Below are 21,852 nucleotides of genomic sequence, written 5' to 3' on the forward strand. Positions count from 1 at the left end.
GTCTGCTTTGTATTATTTCCTTATTGTTTTCAGTAATACTACACGCACAAAATCCTAATCTCATTCCCAATCCCGGTTTTGAAGATTACTTAGGTTTCCCTGATAAAAAAAATCCTGCGAAATACTGTATCTCACAATGGTCGGTGCCTTATCAGGCCGGTGCTGGTGATTATTACCACACGAAGGCAAATCCCGGTCAGCGTCCGGAAGACAATAAATACGGTTCACAAAAACCGTTTGACGGTGAGGCTATGACGGCCATCTGTAATTATCCCGGTTTCCGCGAGTTTCTGCAAACAAAACTTACACGAACGTTATCGCGCGACAGTGTGTATCAGTTTACCGTTCGTATCAGTTGTGCGGATGGAATGAAACCGGGAGATGTGCTTACTGATTTTGGCGTTGTTTTTTTGCCGGCTGAAGTGGATGAATTTGACGGCGAACCCTTGCTCAGGGAACCGCCGGCCATGTATTGGCGCAATGAAAACGGATTTGCAGACAAAGAAAACTGGATTGAATTAAAACAAACCTATAAGGCAAAAGGGAATGAACGTGTTTTGTTATTTGGTTCGTTTCACTGGAAAGATTCGCTTAGCGGAAAAGTATATGGAAACGTGAATTATAAGCGTTATACACATTATTACATTGACGGATTTGAACTCCGAAAAATTACACAGGTGAAAGCGCAAACAAAAGATGATGAAAAATTGTTTGTGAATACTGATTTGCTTGTGCTCCGTAATTTGCTTTTTGCCACCGCCAGCGACAGACTTGACACAAACTCAACTGCCGAACTGGATGTGCTTGCCACCTATTTGCTCCGCCATCCGGAGAAAAAAATACGCATCACCGGTCATACCGACAGTGAAGGTGATTCGACGGCAAACATGTGGCTGAGTTTAGCACGTGCAGCAAGCGTGAAACATTATTTAGTACAAAAAGGGATTTCTGCTGTACGCCTGCAAACTGCGGGCAAAGGAGAAAATGAACCGTTAATACAAAACACCACGCCCGAAGGACGGCAGCAAAACCGCCGTGTGGAAATACGACTATTGAAAGACTGATGCATACAATTGAACCTTACTTCAACTGGCGGCACGAGTACATGGCCGAAGACGATGAGCGTTCGCCTTTTTACGGCCGCGAATACAGTGAGTTTGAATTCACCAATCAGATTTACAATTACCTGCTGCATCCGCAGTGGGACGAGTTCGGCTCAACCACGTTATTTATGAAAATTCTTTTTGTGGATTACGATGAACGTTATTGTATCATTGAACTGATCGGCGAATGGAATGATGCGCTTTACAACGATATTATGACTTTAAAGCGCGATGTGGTTGAGTCAATTATGTTTGAAGGCGTCGATAAATTTATTTTCATTGGTGAAAACGTACTCAACTTTCATTATTCCGATGATAGTTATTACGAAGAATGGTTTGAGGAAGTGGACGAAGGCTGGATTGTATTTCTCAATTTCCGTGAGCATGTGCTTACCGAGATGAAACGTGCCCGCCTCGACTGGTACATTCATTGGGGCGGTGCATTGAATGAAATGAGCTGGCGGCCGCTTAAGCCGAGGCAGTTATTTAAAGCTGTGGAACGCGAGGTACATACGCGCCTGGGTTAATTCTTCTTACTTACAATTTCAATCTGCATCGAAATTGTTTCTCCCTGTTCGTCCACAACCGTAAGCGTGTGTACACCTTCTGCGGGAGCTGAGGCAAACTGGTGTATGTCTTTTGTTTCGCCGAGATATTCTTCGTCGAGATGCCAGAATACTTTTGTGCCGGGGCGGCGGTGTGCAATTTCAAAAACTACTTTTCCCGGCCTGCCGTTTAATTCGGTAGGGATAAACAGCCGTGGTTCATCGCGCGGATACACGAACTCCATGGCCCGGGTATTACCTGATCCGCTTATGCAGTCGGCCCGGAGCGGAGGCAGGGCGCGGTATCCTGGATTTTTTGTTTTGTAATAAAATTCCATCGAGGGCGGCAGCACAAACCACGGCACATGCTGCATATTACCCGGCGATTCACAATCGCTGGTTACGCGGTACTCACCGGTACTGTTTAAATGTACGGTACGATGATACGGGCATGGCGCGCTTTTAAGTCCGGCTTTGGGTACGCGCATTTTTTGTTTGGGGCAAATGTCAAGGGCCCGGTGTCCGCTTTCGTTACACACTTCAATTTCCTGCATATCGTTAAGCGGAGCAGTAAACCAATCGCCGGTAGGCAGCATGGCAAAAATATCGAACATAACTGGCGCCGCGGTTGCAATGCCGGTGAGGCCCGGGCGTCCTTCACCATCCGCATTTCCGGCCCATACGGCCACTACGTAGCGGGGCGTTACACCTATTGCCCAGCCATCGCGGAAACCAAAGCTGGTACCGGTTTTCCATGCCACACGTTTTGACGAACTGAACTGCGTCCATGCAGCTTCATCATCAGGCCGTGTAAGTTCCGACATGGCTTCAAACGTAAACCAGGTTGCTGCCGGATCAAACGGTGCGCGTGCCTGTGTATTGCGCAACAACGAGTCTTCGGCAATTTCATTGTGCATGTAATTGGCCGCATGAAAATCGGCGCGGAGATTTTTGCCGGTACGTGTATAATGGTTGAGATTTCGCGCCATTGAGGCATACGTTCCTGCAAGATCCCAAAGCTTTCCTTCTGCGCCGCCGAGTATGAGCGACAGGCCGTAATCATCGGGCGTTCGTGTAATTGTACTCAGTCCGGCGCGGCGCAGCAGCGTATGAAAGCGTTCTACGCGATATTGTTTCAGCATACGCACGGCGGGCACATTGAGTGAGCGTGCAAGCGCACGGTGTGCAGGCACGGCTCCGTCGTAAGTGCGGTTGAAGTTTTCGGGCGAGTAGCCGGAGAGATCAGTAGGAATATCGGGCACAAGTGTATTGGGCAACAGCTCGCCGTCGGTAAGCATGGCGGCGTAGAGATAGGGTTTGAGTATGCTGCCCGTGCTGCGTGGCGCGGTAATTACATCCACATCGTTTCCATATTCATCGCCGCTGAGTTCGGTGGTAAGCGGAGCGGGCGAATTGCCTGCGTAGGCGAGTACGTTGCCGGTTTCCACATCGAGCACAAGTGCGGCGCAGTTGTGAATTTCGTTGGTGCGAAGTGTGCGCGCATGCCTGGCCACAATGCCGTTTACACGATCCTGCAGGTTGTAATCGAGTGTGGAATGAATGATTTGTCCGTTCCGTCCTTCTGCGGCTGCACGCTGTAGCAGGTGCGGGGCAAGGCGCGGAAGCGGGTAGGGTGCACCGGGCAGCGGCTCGTGTTTGGCAAGGTCGCATGTGCTGCGGTCGATGATACCAGCCGTGCAGAGCCGTTCGAGCAGGCGGTCGCGTTTGTCTTTGAGGCGTTGCTGGTTTTTGCCGGGATAGATGAGTGAGGGGCTGTTGGGCAGCACGGCCAGCGTAGCCGATTCGGCCCAGGAGAGTTGTTCGGGTGTGCGGCCAAAGTAGCGCCAGGCGGCGGCATCAATGCCCACCACGTTGCTGCCAAAAGGTGCATGTGAGGCGTAGAGTGCAAGGATTTCGTCTTTGCTGTAACGCAATTCAAGCCGTGTGGCCAGCACAATTTCAATACTTTTTTGCCAGAGGTTGCGCGGCGGATTGCCACGCGCCATGCGAATGACCTGCATGGTAATGGTGCTGCCACCGCTTATTACACGCTTTCCGCCAATGTTTTGCTGCAACGCCCGCGCCAGCGCCAACGGATTAACACCCGGATGCTGGCGGAAATTGCGGTCTTCAAACTGAATGAGGCATTGCGAAAATTTTTCGGGAGCCTTTTCCCGCGCCGGAAACCGCCATTGTCCGTCGGCTGCAATTCGCGCACCAAGCAACTGCCCGTCGGCCGATAAAATAACTGTGCTCGACGGAGCTTCAAACAAGTTGCGTGGAAGGCAAAACGCATATACACCACAAAGAACAGTAAGAACGAGCACATGCCTTCCGCGCTTTGTACGCAGAAAAGCCATTGTTTTTTGCAGTGCCGGTTTCAGCTTTTCGTTCATGTGTGTGCGCATACTACTCACATCACAAAGATAGGATTGCGCGGTGAACGAGAAGTGGAAGGCTGATTTGTGTGGGGAGGTTTGAATAAGTGAGAATTTCCGGCAAATTACTGTGCACATTTAATCAGCCTGCCTGTGTATATACGTCCGTTCTGGTTAAGCTGCCAGAAATACATCCCTGCTGGCAATTCACGAACTGAGAATTCCGAATTATTCTGAACGGTTTCACTCATCACCGTTTTACCCGAAATAGCATACATCGTGAATATACTTCCCGGAAATACTGGTTTGCTGAAAGAAATGACCTCAACAGCCGGATTTGGAAAAACACTTATCCGTTCTTCAATTTCCGTTTCATTCAATCCAATTATGAGGCAGTTACTGGTGATATTCAGATTTAGTGGTGTGGATACAAATGACACGGCAGCCTGATTAAAATTGCATGGAATAAACATTTCGATGACCGCTGAATCAATTAAGTTAGCCGATTGAAAGGAGAGTGAAACAGGATTTATCGCACACCCGGAGATCGGAAGTGCTGAGCTGGCCGGAAGTGTTTTTATTAATCGCTGTGCGAAATTATTTCCTGACGGTGTTTTACCATAGCAGGTAAAACTTCCGTCGGCATTGCGGTAAAAATCTTTAGGTTCAAATCCTGTACCACTAGCTATTTCTATAGCATTGGTTGAATTAGCTGACCAGTCTGTAATTACCGTTTTATCTGCGGCAGAATTGTAGGTAAGTGAAATCAACTGTCCGTTTTCATTTATAAGTTTTACAGACATCAGCGAGTCTATGCGATTTCCACTTTGAAACGTACCCGCACTGTCGTAAACATATAATGTTGTTTTATTTCCGGTTTCATTCATAAGCAGTGCATTCACTGATCCGTTAGTATGAAATACAAAGTCTGTAAATGAACTTGCTGTGTTGGTGCGATAGAACGTTGAATGAAGTACATTCCCGGATGTGTCTGTGACTACAACTTTTGCCCCCATTTGGGTACTTGAATAGTTGCCCAGCGCTAATTTATTGTTTGAAAGTAGCTGCATTTTTTCAAGCACATAGCCGGTTTCGGTCGATTCTTTAGCCCATACAGGCATTCCCGAAGGATTAAGTTTAAGCAAGAGATTACTTTTGGACGGATTTCCCTGCGGAGTAGTCTGACGCTCATAACCGAGATAAAAATAACCGGCAGAATCTTCAATAATTGTCTTGCAATAAAATCGAAGTCCGTCAACATATAGTTTTTCCTGCCATAAGATAGTCCCCGCACTGTCAAGTCTGATAATTACAGTACCCTCATTGTTTACAGTATTTTGTTGTTGATTACGGTAAAAACCGGCGATACAAAATCCGGCATCGTTTGTTTCTATCATTGCATCCGGACTTACCCGGAATAATGCGGTGTTCTGAATTACACGCGCCCAGATTATATTTCCCGAAATATCCGTGCGTGTTAAATAAAAATAGTTGACCCCTACACTTATTGTACTCAGCGTAACATAATCGCCGTTCATACACTTTGTTTGTAGTAGTGCATGAGAAGTAGTCGGAGCTGTATAAGAATAATCAAAAGACACAACCTGTGCTCTTGTATGCAGGTAAAACGACACGAAAGAAAAAAGTAGTATAAATTTTTTCATAAAGTATGAGTTCATACAAAACTGCCAAATGAAAGTCATATTACATGTTAAAATAGACAGGTGGTTATACAACTTGGCTAAGTGGTCGTATCATCCCACACAAACCCGTACATTTACACATGCACCCAACACAAAAAGCGCATCCCTGGCATGGCATATCGCCCGGAGCAGATGCACCCGATACAGTTACTGCATTTATTGAAATCGTTCCTGCGGATACCATCAAGTATGAAATTGATAAGGAAAGCGGTTATCTGAAAATAGATCGTCCGCAACTTTTTTCGAATGTGGTGCCGGCATTATACGGATTTGTGCCGCAAACCTATTGTGGTGATGAAATAGCGGCATACTGCGCAGCGCGAAGCGGAAGGCCTGTAACCAGTGGCGATGGTGATCCGCTGGATATTTGCGTGCTCAGCGAAAGACCTGTTACACACGGGGATATTCTGGTTACTGCAATACCAATTGGCGGTTTCAGGCTAATCGACAAGAATGAAGCCGACGATAAAATTATAGCAGTACTCAAATCAGATGCTGTTTACGGCGGTTTGAAGGATATTACGGAATGCCCGGTGGAACTCATTAACCGGCTCAGGCATTATTTTCTTACTTATAAAGTGATACCCGGCGAAGCACGTGTACCTGTTGAACTGGCTGCCATTTATGGTAAAGAGGAAGCCCGGCAGGTGATCAGGCACAGCATGAACGACTATAATCACCGTTTTGGCACCGGGGCAAGGCAGTAAACGGGAATTATTTATGTATTGTCGCTTTATTTAATGGCTTCATCGAAAATGAATGCGGATTATTGCGCATTCATTACCTTTAATTCAGGAACATGCCTTTCTCCTTAGTAACATATCCGGCCGGCGCTTTGCGTCATTATGTGCTGTGCATACTTTTTTGTGTGCTTGGGTTGGTACTTCACGGGCAGCAATATAATTTTCAGCAATACTCCGTAAACAACGGATTGCCGCACACACAAATCAACTGCGTTTTTCAGGACAGCTCGGGTTATGTGTGGGTGGGTTCGGAAGGCGGGCTGAGCCGTTTCGACGGAAAAATATTTGAGACTTTCAGTTTTGGAGAGCAGTTGCCGGGGAATAATATCACTGCTATCTCACAAACGGCAGAAGGAGTAATCGTTGCAACCAATAAAGCACTTTGCTGGTATCGCTCCGGGAAATTCAGCGCTCATCCTTTTCCGGTTAATTCCGGGTTAACACAAGTGAATCAATTTTTGCGCGGCGAGGGTGGTGAACTTTTGCTGTGTACAAACAGAGGTTTGTGGAAATACGAAAAACATAAGTATTCGTTTATTGTTACGTCCACCCCGCTTGATCATCTATCCTTAAAATCGGCCACATTCGATTCACACAATAAACTCTGGGTGGGAAGCTCCAGCAATGGGTTGTTTTGCCTTGTGAAAAATAATCAGGGCTATGCCAATGAGCCTTTTTCTGATCAGGATAAGCTGGTCACAAACCGGATCAGAGGAATTGTGGAAGTGGATAACCGCACACTCTGGATTGCTACTTCTGACAATGGGCTTTTCAGTTACGACGGACAAACGATGAACCGGGTAATATTGCCCGAGGGGATGAGTACAACCTCTCTTACCTGCATGCAGCGCGATGCGGCAGGTGATATTTGGCTGGGCACATGGGGTAGCGGATTGCTGTATTATCACAACGGAATATTCCGCAACCTTACACAGAAGAACGGACTTAACGACGATATTATTCTTTCCATACTTTGCGATAATCAGGGTAATATCTGGCTTGGTACATATCAGCAGGGGCTTATTTTTTATTATGGGGAGATGTTTGTTACTTACACAGTCAAAGACGGACTGCCCAGTAACAATGTGCGTGCTGTACGTACAGACGGACAGGGGAATGTGTGGATGGCTACATTGGTCGGGGTGTCAATGTTTGACGGAACGGAGTTTGTGAACTGGACAGCACAAAACGGATTAAGTAATAACCGGGTTGGGGCGCTGTCAATTGATAAGAAGGGAAATGTGTATGCGGGTACATTTAGCGGAGAGATTAACATTATAAGACCGGGTAATCGCACTCCGGAAGTTATTTTCCCCGACAAGAATAATAACCCGGGCGAAATATTGTCGTTATGCATTACCCGCGATGGAATGCTTTGGATCGGAACCGCCTCGCATGGATTATTTACATACAGCAACCGTAAAATAGAAAGTTACAATACCGGCAATGAACTGCTTGGGGCTGTTATCTGGTCGATATATGAAGACTTTCAGGGCATTATCTGGCTGGGTACTTCTAAAGGATTGTATATGCTTGATCATGGCAAGGTGGTTAGGCCATTGGAAAATAAACCCACACCTGCTGAAGAACTCGAACAGACGGTTTTCGATATTACGGGCGACGAAACCTATATTTATTTCGCTACCCAGCGAAGCGGTATCTGGCGATACAACCGTAAAATGAATAAGTATCAGATACTCAATCAACGTGAGGGAATTGGTTCTGATTTTACACGGGGGCTATTTTATCAGCCTGAAGCGAATGTGATGTTTGTAACTACTATTTTGGGTTGCGACAGAATAATTTTTCGTGAGAAGGATCAGTTAATCCAGCATTTCTGGCACAGAGACGGCATCGGAACTACAAATTTTACTCCGGCTACCATTACTACCGACAATAACGGACGTATCTGGTTTGGATCTGTGGATGGTGCGGTGGTGTATTCTCCTGCCTTGTCGCGTAAACGAAATCAGGTGCCCAAAGTTGAGTTTAAAGCGCTTCAGTTATTTAACCAGCCTGTTACCGACTGGAGTAACTATGCTGATTCGGTGATGCGTGATGGTTTGCCGTTTGATCCGGTATTTCCGTATAACAAGAATACGCTCACGTTTGTGTTTACCGGGATTCAGTTTGGCACCGGATTAAACTTGAGTTTTGAATATAAGCTGATCGGGCGTGATACAGGTTGGGTAAAACTGAACAGTGGTAACTCCGTAAGTTTTAACGATCTTGCTCAGGGCGAATATACATTTCTTTTAAAAGCACGTAATGATGATGATTATGTGAGTGAACCACGGTCGTATTCGTTTACCATTTCACCTCCGTTCTGGAAGTCCTCCTGGTTTTTCCTTGTCTCCACCGTTTGCCTGCTGATCATCATTTTTGCACTCATTTTTGTCTATCGCAATTTTCGCGAAGACTTTATACGCGATCAGCGTTCACTGTATAATCATAATCTTACCGTTGGCCGGTTTGTATTATTCACTGCTGCATTTCTTTACCCGGTATCCGGCAGCCTTATCCGCATGTTTTCGGAGAGTACCAATTTGAACCTGCCGGTTATGTTTGCCATTGGTGTGCTGATGATGCTCACCGGTTTACTAAGCTATTCAGTACGTCTGATAAAAGAGCATACACACTTACTCGCTCGTTTTGAATATGGTCTTCTGATTTTTCATATGTATTATTTATGTTACTACAATAAACTTGCACCTGTACCGGTAATTATGCTCATTTTGGTATTGTCGGCCATAGGTTTACTTGTTGATCGTTTAAGACAGCTGATTGCATTTGCATCCCTGTCCTTATTCTTATCAATATCCCTTGTTATTGTTATTCCTTCTACCCCTTACGGATACAACGGCTGGTTGTTTCTGCTTGCCATTCTGGTAGGATTAATTATAGCATTTATCAGTGTGATTACACGTCTGAATTTGTTTAACCGCCTGATCTTTGCGGATACAATCATAAATAATTCCAGCAGTATTGTGCTGGCTGTGGATCAGGGCGGTTCTGTAGTTTTTGCCAGTAAAAGTGTCACCACCATTCTGGGGTATGAACAACATGAGGTGCTGGGCGACGGCTGGTGGAAAGTACGGTCTGATGATTATGTCGATAACCTCAATCGTAAGCAGCAGGTGATAAATATGCGCGAAGCCCGCGAAACCTATATATCGCCTATAAAAACCAAAAACGGCCGTATTCGCTGGATTCAGTGGCAGGATACTATTCTTGAAGGTAATCTGAAGGTAGGTGTGGGGCTCGATGTGACCGACAGGCAAGAAATGGAAGAACGCTACCGGCATATTGTGGAAACTGCGAATGATATTATTTATACTGCCGATTTTAAAGGTTGCTTTACATATACCAACGAGGTTGCGGTAAAAATTCTTGGGTATGAATTGTCTGAGCTCATCGGGCGGCATTTCTCGGAGTTTGTGCATCCCGACTGGGTGCAGGAAGTCACTACATTTTACGCCAAACAGTTTCAGCGCCGTTTGCTTTCTACTACGCTTGAGTTTCCCGTAATCAGTGGCGATGGCGGTATTGTATGGTTAGGCCAAACCGTGCGCATTATTATTGATGACGAACATCCTGAACGTATAAAGGGGTTTCAGGCAATTGCACGGGATATTACAGAGAAAAAGCAATATGAGGAGGAGCTCGAAAAGCTGTCACTTGTGGCGAGCGAAACCATTAACGGCGTACTTATCTGCGACCCGGAAAGTAATATAGAATGGGTAAATGAAGGGTTTACACGGATTACAGGTTACTCACTTGCCGAGGTAAGAAACCGGCGTGCGGGCGATGTGCTTAAAGGCGAAAAAACCAATATGGCCACCATTTACAATGCCCGCGAACGTGTGCGCACAGGGCAGGGCTTTGAGGTAGAGCTGCTGGTATATAACCGTGATGGAAATGAAATCTGGATTTCGGTTTCAAACACACCTATTGTGGATGAAAATGGCAGATTACTGAAACAGATTGAAATTTTTACCGACATCTCCGAAAAGAAACGTTACGAATTACAGCTCAGCCGCTATTCTAAGAATCTTGAGCTTTTAAATAATACCCGGCAACGCCTGCTCGATGCAAACACCGTAGAATCGCTTGCGGCAAGTGTGCTTCCGGTGTATTTCGATCATATTCATTACACCAGCCGTGTAATTCTTGCGCTTATTGATGAACGGCAGGATCTTATCGAGGTGTATGAAGTAACTAAAGAAAATGTCGGCGACAAACCACAGTATATATTATTGTCTCAGGCCGATTTTCTTCAGCTCGACCATATCCGGTTGTCGCGCTACAGGCTTATTACCGAGCTGAATGAGCAGAATGCAATTTCTATTTTCGACCAACGGCTTTTGGCATCCGGTGTGCGTTCCTATCTGGCAACCACACTGCAAATTGAAGGAAAGGTAAATGGTTTTCTTTCTCTTTGCTCGGACTACGAGGATGCGGTTGACGACAGCGATATTGACCTTATGGATGAAGTGGCAGATGTTATGGCTTCTACCATTCAGCAGATCCGCTACCGCGAAATTATCCAGCAAAAAAACAACGACATTTCCTCAAGCATCAATTATGCCCGCCGCATTCAGAATGCGATTCTTCCGCCCGAAGAAGTGCTGCGCAAGGAACTTGGTGATATGTTTGTCCTCTTCAGGCCCAAAGACATTCTTTGCGGCGATTATTACTGGGCCGAAACACGTGGCAACTACATTTTTGTGGCAGTGGCCGACAGTACGGGGCACGGTGTGCCGGGTGCGCTGCTCAGTCTGATGGGACACAACCTGCTCAATCAGGCCATCCGCGAACGGCATCTTACACGCCCTGCAGCTATTCTCGATTTCTTAAACCTCAGCATTCAGCAAACGCTGAACCAGTATAAACAGGCCGGCGAATTGCATGATGGTATGGACATAGCCCTCTGTGTGTTTGAACGCAAGAGCCGCACCATGATGTTTGCAGGGGCTATTAACCCGCTTTACATTGTGCGCGGGCAGGAACTCATACAGGTGAAAGGAAACCGCTTTTCAATTGGCAGTTATTTCGACTTTAAGTCGCGGCCTTTTGATCATCAGGAAGTGGAAATTAAGTCGGGCGATATGCTTTATATGTTCACCGATGGTTATCCCGATCAGTTTGGCGGCGATCACGACCGTAAACTTTCTTATCGCCGGTTCCGCGAATTACTTATTCAGGTGGCTTCATTGCCAGCCATTGAACAGCGCGAAATACTTACGGCCCGCTTCAGCGAATGGATGGGCAAAGGTAATCAGACCGACGATGTGTGTGTGCTGGGTATTCGTGTAGATTAAGGATCCTGGTTTCGTTTGCAAAGCGGCTTTGCGTATTTTTACAGTATGAAAGCAATCCGATTTGTTCTGCTCCTGTCTGTTGTATTACTGCTCACCTCGTTTCGTCCGGCCGATACGTGGAGTTGTAAACTGGGCTTGCTTAAATACAATGGTGGAGGCGACTGGTATGCCAATTTAGAGACGTCGCTGCCGAATCTGGCTCGTTTTTGCAATGAACAGACAGGCACCCGCATCAATCCTGAACAGGGCATTGTGGAAGCGGGGAGTTCCGAAATATTCAACTATCCTTTTGTACACATGACGGGTCATGGCAACGTGATCTTTTCGGCTCAGGAGGCCAACAACCTGCGTAATTACATGATGGGCGGCGGCTTTCTGCATATTTCCGATAATTACGGCATGGATAAGTTCATGCGGCCGCAAATGAAAAAGGTATTCCCCGAACTCGACTTTGTAGAAATTCCGTTTTCACATCCGGTCTATCATCAGAAGTTTGATTTTCCCAACGGCCTGCCCAAAATCCACGAGCACGAAGGCAAATCGCCCAAAGGTTTCGGACTCATCTGGCAAGGTCGTCTGGTGTGCTTTTACGATTATGAATGTGATCTTGGCGATGGCTGGGAAAGCCCCGAAATACATAAAGACAGCCCCGAAGCACGCCTCAAAGCCCTGCGTATGGGGGCCAATCTGGTGCAGTTTGCCTTAATGGGCGGTGAGCAGCAGAAGAAGTAAGCCACAAACGTTTCAACACCACACAGGGCGGAATCATTGATTCCGCCCTGTGTGGTGTTGGCCAATAGTGTATAAAGTCTGTAGTAATTTTGTTGCTTACCTCACTCAGATGAGCCTAGCAGGCACATACATACACATAATCGTGTTCGGGATCGAAGCCGGGTTCTTTTTCGAGCAGGGCCTCCATGAGTTGGAGCAGGGCATAGTTGCGAACCGGGCGGCCTTCGTTTAAATCTTCAAGGCGCGAAATGTAGCGGTGAGGAATACCTGTCCAAACCTGAGCAAGCGGTTCGGATATTTCGGTAAACTTAAACTGAGCCCACAACTCCAGCTCGGCATCGTTGTGCCCGTGTGTGCCGTTGAGCATGCGCTCTGCATTTACCGGAATGATCCGGACGCCGGTAGAGGTTTCAAGAGCGGAAATGTACATAGGCTTGCTGTTAGCGGCTTACTTATGCTGCCAAAAGTAGAAGCCTGCACTTTACACACTCGTAAATGCAATGCGAAGTTTTCTACATTGATATGTTTATTGCAATTAATAGCTTCCCCGGCTGGTGTTGATAAGCTATACTTTGCAATAGTGCATAATGTGTTGTAAGGCTTGTGCAGCCTGCTTTTGAGTGATAACCGGGGTTAGTGTGAGGTGTTGTTAATATCCTTCGGTTCTGCATGGTTCAGGAAGTTATTAACAACAAAAAACGAGGCAACTGTTTTCAGTTGCCTCGCCGATGTGCGAAATTATGGCTTGTGCTTAGCGGTAGCCCAGCATGAAAATGAGGCATTCCGGTGTATTCACAGAGTCTTTGGTGGCCGGAATTTCATAATCTACATAAAATTTGAACTTGGCCTGCTCGGGTTCATACACGTGTATTTTTTTACCAGGTTGTGCATTTTTGGTAGTAAACAACACTTTACGGTTCTTGGTTTCCTTGTCTTTATTGTACACCGAGATCACCACACTTTTAGAAAGTGCTTCGGTATTGAACACCATGCGGTATTTCTCGCCAATAAACACAGGTACTTCAATTTCCTTAACCTGAGTTTTGGGCTTGTAAAGTACACGGGTTACCTTACCTGAGTCGTACTTAAACGGATTCAGTGCTTCTTTGGCTTTTTGTTTCAATACGGCACTGTTGCAGGTTTCTGCAGTCTGAAATGCGGCTCCGGCAAAGGCAATCACCAGCAGGAGTAGAATCAGGCCACTATGTTTCAATGCTTTCATAGTATATGAGGTTTGGGGTGAATCAGGCTTTGGTTACGGTTTTGGCGTGTATTTCTTCCACTTTGCGGATGAGTACCATCAGCTCTTCTTTCGTTGGTTTCACGTCAGAGAAACCGAGGTCAGGGTTCTCATTCATTTTCTTCACCGAAGCCAGTCCGTTAAATGCATCCTGAAGCGAATTAAGATCGGTAATAAGCTGAACAATTGCGGGATCTTTGTCTTTGTTGCGTTCAAGTTCTTTTACAATGCTTTCCAGAATAACCATCTGCTCAAACAGTTTAAGCAGCACCATGTCGTTGGGTTCCTGCTCATACACTTTACCGGCAATATGCAGCGATTCGATCCAGGCACCGGCAAAAATTACTCCATAAAGGTGGTTCTGGTCGTTGCTGAGCAGCTGGGCATCAGTTTCTTCTTTTATGCCGGCCAGAATGCTTTGCAGCGAGTCTTCGTTACCCAGATTGTTGTTGAAACGATCGAAAAGACTGGTTTGCGCGAAGATTTTGCCCAGATTAATCTGTTCGGCCTGGGTACGTACCACTTTTAAATACGACTGTGCCTGCTGGGTTTGCTTGTTAAGCACGCAGTAAGCCATGTCGGCGCTGTACACCCCCATGCTCCAGGCGCGGGTGTAGGTGGTGCTGTAGGAAGCCGCTTTTTCGGCCGAACTGGTCACTCCGGGAAGGAATTTAAGTCCGGAAGATTTAAAAATGGCCGCCACCTGAAGCGGAGAGGGCAGCATGCCTCCTTCGTCTTCGGTTTCATCGGCCATTATGAGGGTGTCCTGAGTAACGGTATCGGTTGCGGTTGTTTCAGTGTCGCCGCTACAGGAAGTTTGGGAAACAATTGTTCCGGCTACCACTGCAGGAAGCAGGAGTTTCAGCAAATCCGGGCTAAATTTCATGGGTGAGGTCGGTTGGTTAAGGTATTAAAGCGCTCTTTATACGGTAAGGATCTTTTTTTGTTTCGTTTTCACCGGGAAATGTGATCTTCTGATTTTCAGGCATTTGGGTGTTTATTTTGCGGGTAACCCGGCCCAGATCAGGTTACACAAGGCGCCGGATTCACCGAACTTCAACAAAATTCGGCGTTGTGGCCTTTGGGCGGGGGAATTGGTTATTTTTGCTGCTTATAAAATCTTTATACTTCGATAGTAAACCCGTATGAAAAAGTTCCTGCTCTTCGCAGTGCCTTTGTTTGCACTTAGTACTGCGCTTCCGGCTCAGACTCCGGCAGCAATGCCCAATGATCCGAATGATCCGATTCTGATGACGATTGGTGGCTCGCCCATCCGCCTTTCAGAATTTATGTATGTATATAAGAAGAACAACAAAGATCAGGGCAATGATCCGAAAGCGATAGAGAATTATCTCGACCTTTTTGTGACCTTTAAAATGAAGGTAAAGGAAGCTGAAGACCTGAAACGCGACACGGTGAGCAAGTTCCGCACCGAGCTTGCCGGCTACCGCCGTCAGGTGGCCCAGCAGTATCTTACCGATAAACGCGTAAACGACAGTCTGCTACGCGAAGCCTACAACCGTATGCAGTGGGATGTGCGCGCCAGCCACATTCTTGTAAAACTTCCCGAAAATCCGCTTCCCAAAGACACCATGCTGGCATGGATGCGTGTGAACATTGCCCGCAACATGGTGCTTGGTAAGCCTGTAACCAAACAAATTGCCGACTACGATCAGCAACTGCGTAAAACCAATGCCGCCTGGCCTAAGCTCACACCGGCTGATACGCTTAAAATTTTCAATCTGGTAAACCCGCTTCGCCAGCTCGATCGTCGATACAAAGGCAAGGTGGTGCCGTTTGAAGAAGTAGCCCGCCTTATTTCCGAAGATCCTTCGGCCGCACAAAACAGCGGCGACCTGGGTTATTTCACCGCCTTTTCAATGGTTTATCCCTTCGAAACGGCTGCTTACAACACGCCCGTGGGGCAGATCAGCACACCGGTTACTACCCGTTTTGGCTATCATATTGTAAAAGTAGTTGACCGCCGCAAGGCGCAGGGCGAAATTCTGGTGGCGCACATTATGGTAAAAGCCCCCGATGGCATGCCGGCAACCGATTCACTGAACGCCAAGCAAAAAGCCGATGAAATTTACGCTAAAGCCAAAGCCGGTGAAGACTTTACCACATTGGTAAAACAATTTTCCGACGACAAGGGCTCGGCTGCCAAAAACGGTGAGCTGCCCTGGTTTGGCCTTTACAAAATGCCGCCCAGCTTTGAGAAGGCATCTTTTGCCCTGCAAAACAACGGTGATATTTCAGAGCCGGTTAAAACGGCCTGGGGCTGGCACATCATCAAACGCATCGACCGTCGCGACGTGCCTGCTTACGAAACCATTAAAGGCGAAATCAAAGGCAAGGTAAGCAAAGACCAGCGCGCACTCAGCGGCCGCACGGCGCTCATCGAGCGTGTGAAAAAAGAATATGGCTTTACCCAAAACCTCGCTGCCCGCGATGAGTTTTACAAACTGGTTGACAGCACCTACTTCCTCGGGCAGTGGACCGCCGAATCGAAAGCAAAAGGGTATGATAAACAGCTCTTTACCATTGGTAAAAAAGTATATACCCAGAAAGAATTTGCGGCCTGGCTCGAAGTACGTCAGGTGCGTCGTGGCGGAAAAGGCGATGTGAAGCAGGTGGTGGACATGATGTACAACCAGATGGTTGAAGAAATGTGTGTGGCCTACGAAGACAACCAGCTCGAAACCAAATACCCTGATTTCCGCAACCTCATGCAGGAATACCGCGACGGCATTCTGTTGTTTGATTTGCAGGATGAAAAAGTATGGTCACGTGCGGTAACCGACTCAACCGGCCTTCGTAATTTCTACGAAGCCAACAAAAACAACTACCTCTGGCCCGAGCGTGCGGATGCCACCGTGTATTCCTGCGCCGATGAGAAAACCGCCAAAGCTGTGCGTAAAATGCTCAAGAAGGGTAAATCGGAAAAAGAAATTCTCGAAACCCTCAACAAAAACTCACAGCTTAACGTGCAAACCGAAACCAAACTCTATCACAAAGGGGATAATGCCCTTGTGGATCAGAACTGGAAAGAAGGCACTTCTGCCAACACCGTGAAAGACGGCCGCGTAATGTTTGTGGTTACCCGCAAGGTTATGCCGCCCACACCCAAGTCGTTGCAGGAAGCACGTGGTTTGATTACCAACGACTATCAGACACAACTTGAAAAGGAATGGGTAGAGAGCCTGCGCAAAAAGTATCCGGTGGTAATTAACCGCGAGGTGCTTCCGCGTAAATAATTTAGCCCGAAAACAGGGCCCATGCAGCCATCGAAAAAAGCATTCAGGCAACGATTCAGCCGTGTACACGTCATAATTCAGACAGGTACACGGCTGCTGCCGTTGTGGCTGCTGCTGTTCCTTGCTTCGTGCCGTGAAACTGCCCCTGAAACTTCGGCTCCTTCCGGAACTGTGGTGGCGCGGGTGTTTGACTACAAACTCTACAGTTCGGAACTTAAAGATGTAATTCCGGCCGGCACGCCTAAAGACGACAGCATACGCATGGCCGGCAGCTTTATTAATACCTGGGTACGTGAAATGCTGCTGGTGCATAAAGCCGAACAAAACCTCAGCGCCGCTCAGAAAAATGTGGAAAAGCAACTCAAAGCCTACCGCAATTCGTTAATCATTTATGAATACGAAAAGGCGCTGGTGGAACAACAGCTTGATACATTAGTAAGCGACACCGAAATTGAAAAATACTATAACGAGCATCCGGCCGACTTTGCCCTGCGTGATATTATTGTAAAAGTGATTTACGTGAAAACTGATAAGAACGCTCCCAATTTGCCCCGGCTTCGCAACTGGATGCGTTCGGATAAACCGCAGGATCGGGTGGAGCTGAATTCCTACTGCCGTCAGTTTGCCGAAAACTTTTACCTCAATGATGATTCCTGGCTGTTGTTTGATGACCTCATCAAGGAAATTCCGATTGAAACCGATAACAAGGAACTGTTTCTCAAAAACAACAAATACCTCGAAGTCAGCGATTCAACCAATTTGTACCTGATTAACTTCAAAGGCTACATGGCGCGCGACAGCCGCTCGCCGCTGGCTTTTGAAAAAGAAAACATCCGCAAAATTATCCTCAACCAACGCAAACGTCAGCTCATTGACCGTATGCGCGATGATCTGTACCGCGAGGCCACAGACAGCGACGATATTGAGATTTACAACAAATAATCATGAACCGATTTTTTTTCCTCCTCTTCCTTCTTCTTTCAACAGGCTCGCTTTTTGCCCAGGATAACGGCGCACGTATTGACCGTGTGGTGGCCGTGGTAGGCGATCAGATTGTGAAAGAGTCGGAAGTGGAAAATGTGCTGCTGCAGTATGCCCGCGAGGGAGTAACAATAACCGACAGTGTACGCAGCTCGGTGTTGGAGCAACTGCTTTTTCAGAAACTTCTCGTGTCGCAGGCGCTGCACGACAGTCTTACCGTGTCTGAATCTGAAATTCAGCAGGAAATGGATCTGCGTATGCGCTACTACCTGCAAAGCTTTGGCTCAGTGGAGGCGTTTGAAAAGTTCTACGGCAAAACGGTTGATGCGTTTAAGTTTGAACTGCACGACAAAGTGCGCGATCTGTTGCTTGCCAAACGTATGCAGCAACAGATTACCCAGAACGTAACTGTTTCGCCGGTTGATGTGAAAGACTACTTCAGCAGTCAGCCGCAGGACAGTTTACCATTTATTAGTTCAACGGTTGAGGTGGGGCAGATTGTGGTTTCACCTCCGGTTAATCCTGAAATTCTCGAATACACCCGCTTGGAAACCGAGAATATCCGCAATAAAGTAATAAAGGGTGAAATTGATTTCTGTGCAGCGGCTGCGCTTTACTCACAGGATCCGGGCTCGGCACAGAAATGTGGCACCTACGAAAACATCCGCCGTGGTTCGTTTGTCCCCGAATTCGAAGCACTCATGTTCACACTCAAGGAAGGCGAAACATCGCCTGTGTTTAAAACCGATTTCGGCTTTCACTTCCTTCAGGTAATTTCCCGCAAGGGCGATGAAGTTACGGTGCGCCACATCCTGCGCGTTATTCCCACACTTCCCGAAGATCTTCGTAACTGTAAGGTGCGCCTCGATTCCATTATGCGCTTTGTGCGTCTTGATTCGCTTACCTTCTGCGAAGCAGCCGCCCGCTTTTCTACCGACGATGAATCAAAATACAGTTGCGGACTTATTCTCAATCCGATAACTGGTAACTCTCGTATTGACGTGGAACTGCTCGGTCAGCTTGATCCTGATCCCAACTTCCCCATTACCGTTAACCAGATGAAAGTGGGGGCTTTTTCAGCACCGATGCTCACACTCACCCGCCAGTCGAAAGAAGCATACCGTGTGCTCTGGCTCAAATCGCGCTCCGAGCCGCACCGAGCCAATCTCAAAGATGATTACCAGATGATTCAGGATCTCACCCTGCAAAAGAAACAGGATGAAGCGCTCAACAAATGGGTCGATAAAAAACTGGCGACTACTTATATTCGCATTTCCCCCGATTACAGAAATACCAGTTTCCGCTTTTCATGGCTGAAACACGCACAGTAACCGGTAAATTTCATACACACACAAGCACACTTATGATCGAGTTTAAGTCAGACGTAGAAGCAGTTGATTATTTCCGTGAACGCTACAACCGCCTCACTACCGAAATCCGCAAGGTAATTGTAGGGCAGGAGGATGTGGTGCGCGATGTGCTTATCTCTATATTCAGCAACGGACACTGTTTGCTTGTAGGCGTTCCCGGACTTGCCAAAACGCTGCTTGTAAACACCATTGCACAATCGCTTGGTCTTAGTTACAACCGCATTCAGTTTACGCCTGATCTTATGCCGGGCGATATTATCGGTTCGGAAATTCTCGACGAGAACCGCCAATTCCGCTTCATCAAAGGGCCGCTGTTTGCCAATATTATTCTGGCCGACGAAATTAACCGTACGCCGCCAAAAACGCAGTCGGCCCTGCTCGAAGCCATGCAGGAACGTGCAGTAACAGCTGCCGGCAAACGCTACGAACTTGATAAGCCGTTTTTCGTACTTGCCACACAAAATCCTATTGAACAGGAAGGTACGTATCCGCTGCCCGAAGCGCAGCTCGACCGTTTTATGTTTAACGTGTGGCTCGATTATCCAAATCTGAACGACGAAATCCAGGTTGTACGTCAAACAACCGCTGGCACCACACCCGAACTGAACAAGGTACTCAGCATCGAAGAAATAAGCTACCTGCAACAGCTTGTGCGCCGTGTACCTGTGCCCGACAATGTGCTTGAATATGCCGTGAAACTGGCCGCTTCCACACGACCAAACACCGCCACCGCCGCTGCCGAAGTAAACCGCCTGCTCTCCTGGGGCGCCGGTCCGCGTGCTTCACAGTACCTGATCATCGGTGCCAAGTGCCACGCTGTGGTTAACGGAAAATACTCGCCCGATATTGAAGATGTACGCGCAGTGGCTGCCCCCATTCTCCGCCACCGCATTGTGCGCAACTACAAGGCCGAAGCCGAAGGTGTGAAAGTGGACGATATCATCAAGTCGCTGCTATAACCGGCTCACTGTTTTGCCTTGCAGCTCGGCCTGCAGCCAGTTTTCAAACACAAAGCTCTGAAGGGCCATTTGTGCCTGCTCGCTCCATGTGCCGTGCATAATATTGTGCAGCATTTCGCTAAGCAATTTATGCTTTTCTTTCCGGCTGCCTGATTCGGCCAGCGATACTATCCATCGACCAAAGTCGTGCACCAGATCGGAAGCAAGCTGCATTTCGGTAAGTTCGTGCATCACCTCTTTATGCAGTTTTTTAAACAGTGGCAACTCAAGCCGTTTCCATGCACAAAGCAGCAAAATAAGTCCGCAGGTAAATGCCAGATCGTTGCGGTTATTGCGCGACTGGCTGAACACTTTATCGGCCCAGCGGAAGGCATTCTTGTAATCGCCGGTGCAAAGAAAAGCCTGTGCAAAGTTGAACCAGAACACAACTTCCTCCGCAAAGCCTATGCGGCTGCGGAATTTCTGAATGCCCGAAAGTATTTCCGGTATCAGCTCAATAGCCAGATTGTAGTTGCCATGTCTGCAGTGTAAATTAAACTCGGTAGTGTAGGTGTAAATGAAGGTGTGCCCGGCAAATGCGCTCAGTTCGTTTTTGTATTCATGCATTAATTGCCGCATACGCTTAATGGTTGTAACGGCTGCTTTTCTGTCGCCTTCTATATCCTGCAACACAAGCATGGTGCTTAATGCGCGGAGCAGTTCGTGCGGATGATGCGCAATAAATGCGGTGTTTGATTCAATCAGTTGTAAACATTCCCGCGCATGTGTGATGGCGGCTTGGGTTTGCTGTAAGGTAAAATGATAGGTCGTTTTTGCCTTCTCGAAGTAAAAACGTGCTTTAAATGTCTCAGGCGCTTTGGCCGACAGCATATTTAAGTGCCGTGCTGAAAATGGTTTTGCTTGCGGAAGCTGATGCGAGCGGAGATGCACATAATGCATTTCCTTTGCCAGCCACTTGTTGCGCACAGTGTGTGTAATTTCGGCTACACATGCGTTCTCAAGTTCAAGCGTTTGCTGATTATTACCGGGCGGAGAAAGTACATTCGATTCAAACTGGATATCATCGCGCTGCTGGATCTGTTCGAGCATCAGCCACGGATTTTGCAGTGTGACAGTTATGGAAATTGCCTTTTCAAGCTGCTTCAGCGCCTGCTTATAAAAGCGTTTTGTTCGCAGAATCTCCGCATTACGCATAAGATTCCGCACCGTGGTTTCATCCGTATCTTTTTCCGAAAATTCGCGCAGCGCACGCAGTATGAGTTTGTATAATACCTGTTTTTGTTGCGCAAATCCTGAAATATAATTTTCTGTTTTCCTGAGCTTTTCTTCGTCGTAAATTTTTTGTTTGCGCATAGCGTCAAACAAACGCGCACTGTGCCGGGCTCCTCCCGAAAGCCTCGAAAAATAGGCTGTAATGTATTTTTTCTCCGCTTCATTTAACGAGTGAATGAGCTGATGTAGATGCTGAAAATCGGTATTTTTCATTTTATTTAAATTAAATATAAAGTATTGATAAACAG

The 21,852-nt window shown here is 47.1% G+C and carries 15 protein-coding genes; 9 read left to right on the forward strand and 6 right to left on the reverse strand.

The window, feature by feature from the left end:
* Positions 1-23 precede the first annotated feature (23 nt).
* Both IM638_15670 and IM638_15675 read left to right on the forward strand, forming a co-directional pair.
* Entirely contained in the window at positions 24-1,064 is a 1,041-nt protein-coding gene (locus tag IM638_15670) for an OmpA family protein (protein MCA6364476.1), read from the forward strand.
* On the forward strand, positions 1,064-1,630 hold the full coding sequence (locus tag IM638_15675) for a hypothetical protein (protein ID MCA6364477.1): 567 nt from the start codon (positions 1,064-1,066) through the stop codon (positions 1,628-1,630). The genes IM638_15670 and IM638_15675 overlap by 1 nt, the downstream gene beginning before the upstream one ends.
* On the opposite strand, the gene pbpC is transcribed toward IM638_15675, so the two are convergent.
* Together pbpC and IM638_15685 are read right to left on the reverse strand one after the other, a co-directional pair.
* On the reverse strand, positions 1,627-4,008 hold the full coding sequence (gene pbpC / locus IM638_15680; GenBank protein MCA6364478.1) for a penicillin-binding protein 1C: 2,382 nt from the start codon (positions 4,006-4,008) through the stop codon (positions 1,627-1,629). The genes IM638_15675 and pbpC overlap by 4 nt on opposite strands.
* Positions 4,009-4,151: 143 nt before the next feature.
* Positions 4,152-5,762, reverse strand: coding sequence for a T9SS type A sorting domain-containing protein (locus IM638_15685; GenBank protein MCA6364479.1), 1,611 nt, complete (start codon positions 5,760-5,762; stop codon positions 4,152-4,154).
* 47 nt (positions 5,763-5,809) lie between these two features.
* Between IM638_15685 and IM638_15690 the strand changes: the two genes are divergently transcribed.
* The 3 genes from IM638_15690 to IM638_15700 all read left to right on the forward strand — a co-directional run bounded on the left by IM638_15690 (position 5,810) and on the right by IM638_15700 (position 12,525).
* On the forward strand, positions 5,810-6,436 hold the full coding sequence (locus tag IM638_15690; protein MCA6364480.1) for an inorganic pyrophosphatase: 627 nt from the start codon (positions 5,810-5,812) through the stop codon (positions 6,434-6,436).
* A gap of 92 nt (positions 6,437-6,528) precedes the next feature.
* The gene (locus tag IM638_15695; GenBank protein MCA6364481.1) at positions 6,529-11,793 is read left to right on the forward strand and encodes a PAS domain S-box protein; all 5,265 of its coding nucleotides are present in this window, start codon (positions 6,529-6,531) and stop codon (positions 11,791-11,793) included.
* A 45-nt stretch (positions 11,794-11,838) separates the two neighbouring features.
* Positions 11,839-12,525 (forward strand): DUF4159 domain-containing protein, encoded by a 687-nt coding sequence (locus IM638_15700; protein MCA6364482.1) that lies wholly within the window; start codon positions 11,839-11,841, stop codon positions 12,523-12,525.
* Between the two features lie 115 nt (positions 12,526-12,640).
* On the opposite strand, the gene IM638_15705 is transcribed toward IM638_15700, so the two are convergent.
* From IM638_15705 to IM638_15715, 3 genes are all read right to left on the reverse strand, one after another.
* Entirely contained in the window at positions 12,641-12,955 is a 315-nt protein-coding gene (locus IM638_15705) for a hypothetical protein (GenBank protein ID MCA6364483.1), read from the reverse strand.
* Between the two features lie 321 nt (positions 12,956-13,276).
* Entirely contained in the window at positions 13,277-13,747 is a 471-nt protein-coding gene (locus IM638_15710; GenBank protein MCA6364484.1) for a hypothetical protein, read from the reverse strand.
* A gap of 22 nt (positions 13,748-13,769) precedes the next feature.
* The gene (locus tag IM638_15715; GenBank protein ID MCA6364485.1) at positions 13,770-14,651 is read right to left on the reverse strand and encodes a hypothetical protein; all 882 of its coding nucleotides are present in this window, start codon (positions 14,649-14,651) and stop codon (positions 13,770-13,772) included.
* A gap of 259 nt (positions 14,652-14,910) precedes the next feature.
* Between IM638_15715 and IM638_15720 the strand changes: the two genes are divergently transcribed.
* From IM638_15720 to IM638_15735, 4 genes are read left to right on the forward strand one after another with little or no spacing between them, the layout of a single operon-like run.
* The gene (locus tag IM638_15720; GenBank protein MCA6364486.1) at positions 14,911-17,022 is read left to right on the forward strand and encodes a peptidylprolyl isomerase; all 2,112 of its coding nucleotides are present in this window, start codon (positions 14,911-14,913) and stop codon (positions 17,020-17,022) included.
* Between the two features lie 21 nt (positions 17,023-17,043).
* On the forward strand, positions 17,044-17,964 hold the full coding sequence (locus tag IM638_15725) for a hypothetical protein (protein ID MCA6364487.1): 921 nt from the start codon (positions 17,044-17,046) through the stop codon (positions 17,962-17,964).
* Between the two features lie 2 nt (positions 17,965-17,966).
* Positions 17,967-19,334, forward strand: coding sequence for a peptidylprolyl isomerase (locus IM638_15730; protein MCA6364488.1), 1,368 nt, complete (start codon positions 17,967-17,969; stop codon positions 19,332-19,334).
* 32 nt (positions 19,335-19,366) lie between these two features.
* Positions 19,367-20,332: an AAA family ATPase gene (locus tag IM638_15735; protein ID MCA6364489.1), complete on the forward strand. Its 966-nt coding sequence runs from the start codon at positions 19,367-19,369 to the stop codon at positions 20,330-20,332.
* Here IM638_15735 and IM638_15740 read toward each other — a convergent pair.
* On the reverse strand, positions 20,327-21,817 hold the full coding sequence (locus tag IM638_15740; protein MCA6364490.1) for a hypothetical protein: 1,491 nt from the start codon (positions 21,815-21,817) through the stop codon (positions 20,327-20,329). The two genes, IM638_15735 and IM638_15740, sit on opposite strands and share 6 nt — an antisense overlap.
* Positions 21,818-21,852 lie beyond the last annotated feature (35 nt).

Source organism: Bacteroidota bacterium, assembly GCA_020402865.1.
Classification (GTDB): Bacteria; Bacteroidota; Bacteroidia; order Palsa-965; family Palsa-965.

What these genes read in the sequence shown, in the direction of transcription:
- pbpC (MCA6364478.1), bottom strand. Translation starts at nt 4,008, where the DNA reads ATGGCTTTTCTGCGTACAAAGCGCGGAAGGCATGTGCTCGTTCTTACT.
- IM638_15725 (MCA6364487.1), top strand. Translation starts at nt 17,044, where the DNA reads ATGCAGCCATCGAAAAAAGCATTCAGGCAACGATTCAGCCGTGTACAC.
- IM638_15675 (MCA6364477.1), top strand. Translation starts at nt 1,064, where the DNA reads ATGCATACAATTGAACCTTACTTCAACTGGCGGCACGAGTACATGGCC.
- IM638_15695 (MCA6364481.1), top strand. Translation starts at nt 6,529, where the DNA reads ATGCCTTTCTCCTTAGTAACATATCCGGCCGGCGCTTTGCGTCATTAT.
- IM638_15710 (MCA6364484.1), bottom strand. Translation starts at nt 13,747, where the DNA reads ATGAAAGCATTGAAACATAGTGGCCTGATTCTACTCCTGCTGGTGATT.
- IM638_15715 (MCA6364485.1), bottom strand. Translation starts at nt 14,651, where the DNA reads ATGAAATTTAGCCCGGATTTGCTGAAACTCCTGCTTCCTGCAGTGGTA.
- IM638_15700 (MCA6364482.1), top strand. Translation starts at nt 11,839, where the DNA reads ATGAAAGCAATCCGATTTGTTCTGCTCCTGTCTGTTGTATTACTGCTC.
- IM638_15705 (MCA6364483.1), bottom strand. Translation starts at nt 12,955, where the DNA reads ATGTACATTTCCGCTCTTGAAACCTCTACCGGCGTCCGGATCATTCCG.
- IM638_15720 (MCA6364486.1), top strand. Translation starts at nt 14,911, where the DNA reads ATGAAAAAGTTCCTGCTCTTCGCAGTGCCTTTGTTTGCACTTAGTACT.
- IM638_15735 (MCA6364489.1), top strand. Translation starts at nt 19,367, where the DNA reads ATGATCGAGTTTAAGTCAGACGTAGAAGCAGTTGATTATTTCCGTGAA.
- IM638_15740 (MCA6364490.1), bottom strand. Translation starts at nt 21,817, where the DNA reads ATGAAAAATACCGATTTTCAGCATCTACATCAGCTCATTCACTCGTTA.
- IM638_15730 (MCA6364488.1), top strand. Translation starts at nt 17,967, where the DNA reads ATGAACCGATTTTTTTTCCTCCTCTTCCTTCTTCTTTCAACAGGCTCG.
- IM638_15690 (MCA6364480.1), top strand. Translation starts at nt 5,810, where the DNA reads ATGCACCCAACACAAAAAGCGCATCCCTGGCATGGCATATCGCCCGGA.